At 69.8% G+C, this 7,836-nt stretch carries 9 protein-coding genes; 5 read left to right on the plus strand and 4 right to left on the minus strand.

The features are described from left to right. Positions 1-73: 73 nt before the first annotated feature. Positions 74-814: an SDR family NAD(P)-dependent oxidoreductase gene (locus tag ACT6XY_RS14435; RefSeq protein ID WP_444749028.1), complete on the plus strand. Its 741-nt coding sequence runs from the start codon at positions 74-76 to the stop codon at positions 812-814. 183 nt (positions 815-997) lie between these two features. Here the strand turns inward: ACT6XY_RS14435 and ACT6XY_RS14440 are convergent, their stop codons facing one another. Then, on the minus strand, positions 998-1,813 hold the full coding sequence (locus tag ACT6XY_RS14440; RefSeq protein ID WP_444749020.1) for a helix-turn-helix domain-containing protein: 816 nt from the start codon (positions 1,811-1,813) through the stop codon (positions 998-1,000). Between the two features lie 132 nt (positions 1,814-1,945). Between ACT6XY_RS14440 and ACT6XY_RS14445 the strand changes: the two genes are divergently transcribed. Continuing rightward, entirely contained in the window at positions 1,946-2,359 is a 414-nt protein-coding gene (locus ACT6XY_RS14445) for a hypothetical protein (protein WP_444749021.1), read from the plus strand. A 21-nt stretch (positions 2,360-2,380) separates the two neighbouring features. Here ACT6XY_RS14445 and corA read toward each other — a convergent pair whose 3' ends face one another. Beyond that, complete coding sequence (corA, locus tag ACT6XY_RS14450) at positions 2,381-3,349, minus strand: magnesium/cobalt transporter CorA (RefSeq protein ID WP_444749022.1); 969 nt, start codon at positions 3,347-3,349, stop codon at positions 2,381-2,383. 151 nt (positions 3,350-3,500) lie between these two features. Here corA and ACT6XY_RS14455 point away from each other — a divergent pair, with 151 nt between their 5' ends. Next, positions 3,501-4,130: a LysE/ArgO family amino acid transporter gene (locus tag ACT6XY_RS14455; RefSeq protein ID WP_444749023.1), complete on the plus strand. Its 630-nt coding sequence runs from the start codon at positions 3,501-3,503 to the stop codon at positions 4,128-4,130. Between the two features lie 95 nt (positions 4,131-4,225). Here the strand turns inward: ACT6XY_RS14455 and ACT6XY_RS14460 are convergent, their stop codons facing one another. Further along, positions 4,226-4,387, minus strand: coding sequence for a hypothetical protein (locus tag ACT6XY_RS14460; RefSeq protein ID WP_444749024.1), 162 nt, complete (start codon positions 4,385-4,387; stop codon positions 4,226-4,228). A gap of 331 nt (positions 4,388-4,718) precedes the next feature. On the opposite strand from ACT6XY_RS14460, the gene ACT6XY_RS14465 reads away from it, so the two are divergent. After that, the gene (locus tag ACT6XY_RS14465; RefSeq protein WP_444749025.1) at positions 4,719-5,303 is read left to right on the plus strand and encodes a L,D-transpeptidase; all 585 of its coding nucleotides are present in this window, start codon (positions 4,719-4,721) and stop codon (positions 5,301-5,303) included. Between the two features lie 80 nt (positions 5,304-5,383). On the opposite strand, the gene ACT6XY_RS14470 is transcribed toward ACT6XY_RS14465, so the two are convergent. Further along, positions 5,384-5,506, minus strand: a complete 123-nt coding sequence (locus ACT6XY_RS14470) for a hypothetical protein (RefSeq protein ID WP_444749026.1) — start codon at positions 5,504-5,506, stop codon at positions 5,384-5,386. Positions 5,507-5,774: 268 nt separating this feature from the next. Between ACT6XY_RS14470 and ACT6XY_RS14475 the strand changes: the two genes are divergently transcribed. Continuing rightward, a partial coding sequence (locus ACT6XY_RS14475) for a chromosome segregation SMC family protein (protein WP_444749027.1) occupies positions 5,775-7,836 on the plus strand: 2,062 nt, incomplete at its 3' end.

A 7,836-nucleotide genomic window follows, 5' to 3' on the forward strand; every position in this document is an offset into this window, starting at 1 on the left:
GCGAACGGCCATAGGCAGACGCCGCGGATGGCTCTATGAACGGGCCTTCCGCTCCGCGGCGAGACCCGAGGCCATCGTGAACCAGTCCCGACGCACGCTCCTCCTGACCGGTGCCAGCCGTGGCATCGGCCACGCGACCGTCAAACGCTTCTCCTCCGCCGGCTGGCGCGTCATCACCTGCTCGCGCCAGGCCTTTCCCGAGAACTGCCCTTGGGAGATGGGTCCCGAGGACCATATCCAGGTTGATCTCGCCGATCCCGACGACACCGAGCGGGCCATCGACGAAATCCGTGGCCGCCTCGTCGGCGGCCGGCTCGAGGCCCTCGTCAACAATGCCGGCATCTCGCCCAAGGGCGAGGGCGGTGCCCGGCTCAACTCGCTGCACACGCCGCTGAAGGTCTGGCAGCAGGTCTTCCAGGTGAACTTCTTCTCCTCGATCCTGCTGGCGCGCGGCCTCCTGAAGGAGCTCGCCGAGGCCAAGGGCTCGGTGGTGAACGTGACCTCCATCGCCGGTTCGCGCGTCCACCCCTTCGCAGGCGCCGCCTATGCCACCTCCAAGGCGGCGCTCGCCGGCCTGACGCGGGAGATGGCGGGCGACTTCGCCCCCCACGGTATCCGCGTCAACGCCATCGCCCCCGGCGAGATCGACACCTCGATCCTCTCCCCCGGCACCGAGAAGATCGTCGAGCAGATCCCGATGCGCCGCCTCGGCACGCCGGACGAGGTCGCCAAGATCATCTACGTGCTCTGCACCGAGACCTCGAGCTACCTGAACGGCGCCGAGATCCACATCAACGGCGGCCAGCACGTGTGAGCGGGCGCTCGTTCGGTGGGCGCGGCCGGGTTGACGGCTGACACCGCACCACCGCGTCATGTCCGGCCCTGTGCCGGGCATCCACGACTTGAACACCGCGCCTTGAGAAGAATTCGTGGATGCCCGGGCCAAGCCCGGGCCTGACGGATAGGGTCTGCAACCCCCACCGCCCAGCCGCTCCCCTCACCCCGCCATCGCCCGGAGCCGCTCCGCCGTCTCGGCATCGGCCGGCAAAAACGTCTCGATGGCAAGCTCGGCCAGCGTCACGTCCACCGGCGTTCCGAACACCGTCGTCGTGGTGATGAGGGTCAGCAGTCCCGCCGCCGTCTGCAGCTTCACCGGGATGAACAGCTCCCCCGCCTCCTGGCCCTTCCGCGGATGTGGCTGCGAGAAGGGCACCGGAAAGGCCGAGACCTCGGCGAGCAGCGCCTCCAGGACGGGATCGGCGGTGAGCTCGATCTGCCGCCTCAGCCGCGCCAGCACGTGGGCGCGCACCTCACCGAGATTGACGATCCGCGGCGCGATGCCCCGGGGGTGCAGCGACAGCCGCACCATGTTGATGGGACCGGCCAGCAGCTCGGGCGCGCAGCCTTCCAGAAACGGCCCGATGGCGCGGTTGTGGGCGACGATGGACCAGTGCCGGTCGAGCGCCACCGCCGGATAGGGCTCGTGGCCGGCGAGGACGAGGTCGACCGCCCGGCGCGCGGCGGCGACGCCGGGATCGTCCAGCCGCCGCTCCGGGAAGACCGGCGCGAATCCGCCGGCGACCAGCAGCACGTTGCGTTCCCGCAAGGGGATGTCGAGCCGCTCGGCGAGCTTCAGGATCATCTCACGGCTCGGCGCCGCCCGTCCGGTCTCGACGAAGCTGAGATGGCGGGTCGAGACCTCCGCGTCGAGGGCGAGGTCCATCTGGCTGAGGCGGCGGCGCTGTCGCCAGTCGCGCAGATGGTCGCCGACGGTGCGGGTGGGCGAGGAGGTGGCGGCTGATCGTGTCGTCATGGGGGAAGACTAGCCCCGGCCGCGGCCTCGGACCAATGACGTCAGAGGTAATCGACCCCATGCCGGGCGGGCGCCATCGTCGGGGCACTGCGGACCGGATCCCCCGCCGCGAACCCGACCGAGGAGCCCGTCATGTCCTTCGCCTTCGCCCTCTTCCGCGCCCCCGATGCCCCGACCTTCCTGCGCCGCGTGCTCGCCTTCGACGCCGTCACCTCCGGCGCCATGGGCCTCGCCTTGATCGTCGGAGCCGGCACGCTCGGGCCGCTCCTGAACCTCCCCGTGCCGCTGCTCAGGGGCGTCGGCCTGTCCTTCATCCCCTTCGTCGCGCTGGTGGCCTATGCCGCGGCGCGCAGCCCGGCGAGCCGCGCCCTCGGGTTCACGGTCGCCGCCCTCAACGCAGTCTGGGTCGTCCTCAGCTTCGCCGTGCTTCTGACCGGCTCCGTCGCGCCGAATGGGCTCGGCACGGTCTTCGTCGCGGCGCAGGCGGTCTTCGTCGGCATCCTCGCCGAACTGCAGGTCATCGGCGCCCGCCGCCTTGCGTCCTGAGGCTGCCGCGGAGGGCTGGCGCTACAGCCAGCCCTTCTTGCGGAAGTAGAGATAGGGCAGCACGCCGGACAGGATCATGAGCGTGATCGCCATGGGATAGCCGAAGTCCCAGGCGAGTTCCGGCATCTGCTTGAAGTTCATGCCGTAGATCGTGCCGACCAGCGTCGGCGGCATGAACACCACCGACAGCACCGCGAAGATCTTGACGATGTTGTTCTGCTCGATGCCGATCAGGCCCAGCGTCGCATCGAGCAGGAAGGTGATCTTGTTCGACAGGGAATCGCAGTGCTGGGTGAGCGAATCGCTGTCCCGGCTCTGGCTCTTCAGCAGCGCGCGCACGTCCTTGGTGACCTTGCTGCCTTCCACCTCGGTGGCGAGGAAGAGCAGCAGGCGGTTGATGGAGACCAGGCTCTCGCGGGCCTTGGAGACCAGCTCGCCCTTGGTGCCGAGGGTCTGGAGCACGTCCTGGAAGGCCTTGTCGCGGCGCCCGGCGCCCTTGCGGAAGATGTCCGTCGACACCTGCTCGATTTCCTCGCTGACCTTTTCGAGGATGTCCGCGACGCGGTCGATGATCGTGTCGAGGAGGCCTGTGAGCACCGATTCCGGCGTTCCCTGCACCGTGCCCGGCTTCTGGGCCCGGTTGAGGAAGAGGTTGATGGGCTTGGGCGTGTCGTAGCGCACGGTGATGAGGCGGGTCGGCGCCAGGACGAAGGAGATCTGCGTCAGCTTCGGCGTGCCGCGCTCGGTGTTGCAGAGCGTCGTGGCGGTCATGTAGCGCACGCCGTGGTCGACATAGAGGCGGCTGGACGGCTCGATCTCCTGCATCTCCTCCCGCGTGGGAATCTCGATGCCGAGGCAGCGCTCCAGCGCCTTGTCCTCCTGCTGCGAGGGCTGGAACAGGTCCACCCACACGACATGGGGCGGAACCGTCTCGGCCGTGGTCTCGATCCGGACCAGCGCCTCGTTCTCGACGGCATAGGCATTCAGCATGTCGGCATCGCTCCGCACCCGGCTCGCCCCGACCGCTTACCGGCTCCGGCACGCGATGGGAAGCAGGCGCGGCGTGACGCCGAACCGTGACAGGAGCGTGACGGTCTCCGCCGGTCTTGCGTCCGGCGAGGCACGCCCCTACGCAGGCGGCATGGATCTGCCCGCATCGCTCCAGGCGGCCGTCACGGGCTTCCTCCTCGGCCTCGGCCTCATCGTCGCCATCGGCGCCCAGAACGCCTTCGTCCTCCGCCAGGGCCTGCTGCGCCGCCACGTTCTCGTGGTGACCACCCTCTGCGCCCTGTCCGACGCGGTGCTGATCGCCGCCGGCGTCGCCGGCCTCGGCGGTCTCGTCGCCCGCTCTCCCGTCCTCCTGACGGTTGCGACCCTCGGCGGCGCCGCCTTCCTCCTCGCCTATGGGTTGCTCGCAGCGAAGCGTGCCCTGCGGCCGGCGCGGCTCACCGCCGCGGAAGAAGGCGAGGCCGGCCTCGGCCGCGTCGTCGCCGCGACCCTCGCCTTCACCTTCCTCAACCCGCACGTCTATCTCGATACGGTGGTGCTCGTCGGATCCCTGTCCGCCCGCTATGGTGGCGACGCCCGGCTCGCCTTCGCCCTCGGCGCCATGACGGCCTCTTTCCTGTGGTTCTACAGCCTCGGCTTCGGCGCCCGGCTGCTCGCCCCGCTCTTCGCGAGGCCTGCCGCCTGGCGCGTCCTCGACGGGCTCATCGCCTGCGTCATGGTCGCCATCGCCCTGTCCCTGCTCAACGCCTGGCGCGCCGGCTGAGGCCAAAAAAAGGGGCCGGTCACGAGGACCGGCCCAAAGTCGTTCAGGAGAGGCATGCGGGAGGTCTGAAAGCGCGGCCGAAGCCGCAGAAACCCTCAGTCCATGGAGAGCGGATAAACCTCGGTCCGGGGACCGGGGGAAGGCTTGCGGGCCTTGATGAAGGGCGCGGCAGCAGCGACCGCTGGTATGCCGATGGTCCGGTAGCGATCCTCCAGCGGTTCGCGGGCCGGTCTCTGGGTGGCATTAGGGGCCGCCATGGCGGGTTTCATCATCGTCTCCATTCGTCGTGGGCGGGTTGCATGGGCCGGCCCCGACGAGAAGACAGGCTAGAGGGCCGTTGCGGCGGCTCTGGGTTGCGATCATGGAGCGATCGTGGCGACGGCGAGCCGGCATCGCGGCGCCAGGGACGGGCCGTGACCTGCCGCGTCATGGCAAAATTGCAACAGTTTCAGGGCTTTCACAGCGGTTGCCGGCCGCTTTCCGTTGACCCCGCGTCAAGGCTTCGCCACAACGATTGCGGTATCCGGAACATCATGGACGCGCTGCATCGGCGGCGGGCATGACGCCGTTCCATTGAGGGGTCTGAACATGCGGTGGGGCGTTCTTGCAATCGTGGCTCTGGCTTTGGCCGGCTGCAACAACCAGACGGTCAGCTCGACCCAGCCGGTCTCCGAACGCGACCGCACCCTGATGGCCCAGGCGCCGCAGGTGGAGATGGATTACTGGCGCATGCCGCTGCGCGTGCCCTACCGCACCACCGAGCGCCCCGGCACCATCGTCGTCGAGACCTCCAGCAAGCACCTCTTCCTCGTCGAGGAGGGCGGCACGGCGATCCGCTATCAGGTCGCCGTCGGCAACGAGGCCTTCGGCTGGACCGGCACCGCCATCATCCAGCGCAAGGCCGAATGGCCGACCTGGACGCCGCCGGCCGAGATGCGCCGCCGCTGGCCGACGCTTCCCGCCTTCATGGAGGGCGGCCCTCAGAACCCGATGGGCTCGCGCGCGCTCTATCTCTACCAGAACGGCCGCGACACGCTCTATCGCATCCACGGCACCAACTCGCCGCTGCAGATCGGCGAGGCTGTCTCGTCGGGCTGCATCCGCATGCACAACGAGCACGCGATCGATCTCTACAATCGCGTCGGCACCGGCACGAAGGTCATCGTCCGCTGAACGCACGGACGCTTCTCGTCTGACGAGCACGGCGGCCCATTGGCCGCCGTTTTCATGTGAAGGATCGGGGTGAGCCGGGTTCAGCCGCCCTTGGCCGGCTTCGGCGACTTGATCGCGCCCGCTACCGCCTTCAGGCCGACCTGGCCATAGCGGTCTTCGAGCTTGACGCCCTTGGGCGGCGTCGGCTGGGGCTTTGCGCCCATGGTTTCCTCCTCGGATGGATTGGCTCCATCCCATTGATTCCCGTCCTCTTTCTACACCATGCCGGCAAACCGTCGTAGGGGGTTTCCGTGCGCTGCGGCAGCCTGCCGCTGCACTGCGGGGCCGAGCCTCGGGGCGACAGCCGGGACCTCCCTTTCAACAGCAAGATGTTGAGGGTGGATGCGTTGTCCAACGCTAGATGTGGCGTCCAGCCCCGATCCGTGCCAGTCTGAACCCACGTTTCAGGCAGCCCACGGACAGACAGGCGCGATGAAATTCTCCCGTCTGCGCATTCACGGCTTCAAGACCTTCGTCGAGCCGACCGACTTCCTGATCGAGCCGGGGCTGACCGGCGTCGTCGGTCCGAACGGCTGCGGCAAGTCGAATCTGGTCGAGGCCCTGCGCTGGGTCATGGGCGAGAACTCGTTCAAGAACATGCGTGCCTCCGGCATGGACGACGTGATCTTCTCGGGCTCCGGCAACCGTCCGGCGCGCAACACCGCCGAGGTGATGCTCACCGTCGACAATTCCCGCCGCCTCGCCCCCGCGCAGTTCAACGACCACGACGTGCTGGAGGTCTCCCGCCGCATCGAGCGCGAGGCGGGCTCGCTCTACAAGATCAACGGCCGCGAGGTGCGCGCCCGCGACGTGCAGATCCTCTTCGCCGACGCCTCCACCGGATCGCGCTCGCCGGCCCTCGTCCGCCAGGGGCAGATCGGCGAGATCATCAGCGCCAAGCCTCAGGCCCGCCGCCGCATCCTGGAGGAAGCCGCAGGGATCGCCGGCCTGCACGCCCGCCGTCACGAGGCCGAGACGCGGCTGAAGGGCGCCGAGACCAATCTCGACCGGCTGGAGACCGTCCTCTCCCAGATCGAGAGCCAGCTCGACGGGCTGAAGCGCCAGGCCCGCCAGGCGGTGCGCTATCGCGGCCTCTCCGCCGACATCCGCAAGGCCGAGGCGACCCTCGCCTGGCTGAAGTTCCGCGAGGCCGGCGAGCTCGTCCGCGAGGCCGAGCGTCTGGTCGAGCTGGAGACCCGCACGGTCGCCGAGCGCACCACGGATCAGGCCACGGCGGCGAAGGATCAGGCGGTGGCCGCCCACCAGCTGCCGGCCTTGCGTGATGAAGCCGCCAAGGCCGGCGCTGCGCTGCACCGTCTCGTCACCGCCCGCGACCAGCTCGAGGGCGAGGAAAAGCGCGCCCGCGAGCGCATGGCCGAGCTCGACCGCCGCATTGCCCAGCTCGACGGCGACCTGGCGCGTGAAAGAGCCCTCGGCGCCGACGCCGAGGGAGTCATGGCCCGCCTGGTGGCCGAGGAGGCCGAACTCGCCGCCATCGGCGAGGGCGCGAAGACGGCCGAGGCCGAGGCTCTCGCTGGGGTCGCCGCGGCCGAGACGGCGCTCGCCGTCGCCGAAAAGGCCTTTTCCGAAGCGACCTCCGCGCTCGCCGAGATCGTCGCCCGCCGCAACCAGCTGGAACGCTCGATCCGCGATGCCGGCGAGAGGCTGATGCGGCTCGAAGGTCAGCTCGCCGAGATCGACGCCGAGACGGCGAAGCTGGAGGCAGGCTCTGACCACGCCGCCCGCCTCGACGCGCTGCGGGCCGAGCTCGCCGCCGCCGCCGCCGCTCTCACCACGGCCGAGGCCGAAGCGGTCGCTGCCGAACAGGCTCATGTCGCGGCCAGGTCCCAGGAGGGCGAGGCCCGCCGTCCCCTCGCCGACGCCGAACGCCTCGTGCAGCGGATCGACACGGAGGTGCGCACCCTCTCCAAGATTCTCAACGTCGCCCATGCCTCCAAATGGCCGCCGGTTCTGGAGGCCATCTCGGTCGCCCGCGGCTACGAGACGGCGCTGGGCGCCGCCCTCGGCGACGATCTCGACGCGCCGACGGCGAGCGCCTCGCCGCAGCATTGGGGCGGCGCCGACGGCACCGGCGATGCCGGCCTGCCCGAAGGGGTCGAACCCCTTTCGGCGCGGGTCAGGGCGCCGGCCGAGCTCGCCCGCCGCCTCGCCCAGATCGGCCTCGTGGACAAGGCCGACGGCGCCCGCCTCGCATCCCTCCTGAAGCCCGGCCAGCGCCTCGTCTCGCGGGAGGGCGACCTGTGGCGCTGGGACGGCTTCGTCGTCGCCGCCAACGCGCCCACCGCCGCCGCCCGCCGCCTCGCCGAGCGCAACCGGCTCGGCGACCTTGAGAAGGACCTGGTCACCGCGAAGGAGAAGGCCGCCGACCTGCGCAAGCTGGCCGATGTGGCCCTCGGCCTGGTCAAGGCCGCCGCCGAGCGCGAGCAGCAGGCCCGTGACGGCTGGCGCGCCGCCCAGCGCCGGGCCGACGCCC

Source organism: Phreatobacter sp. (assembly GCF_052440005.1).
Taxonomy (GTDB): Bacteria; Pseudomonadota; Alphaproteobacteria; order Rhizobiales; family Phreatobacteraceae; genus Phreatobacter.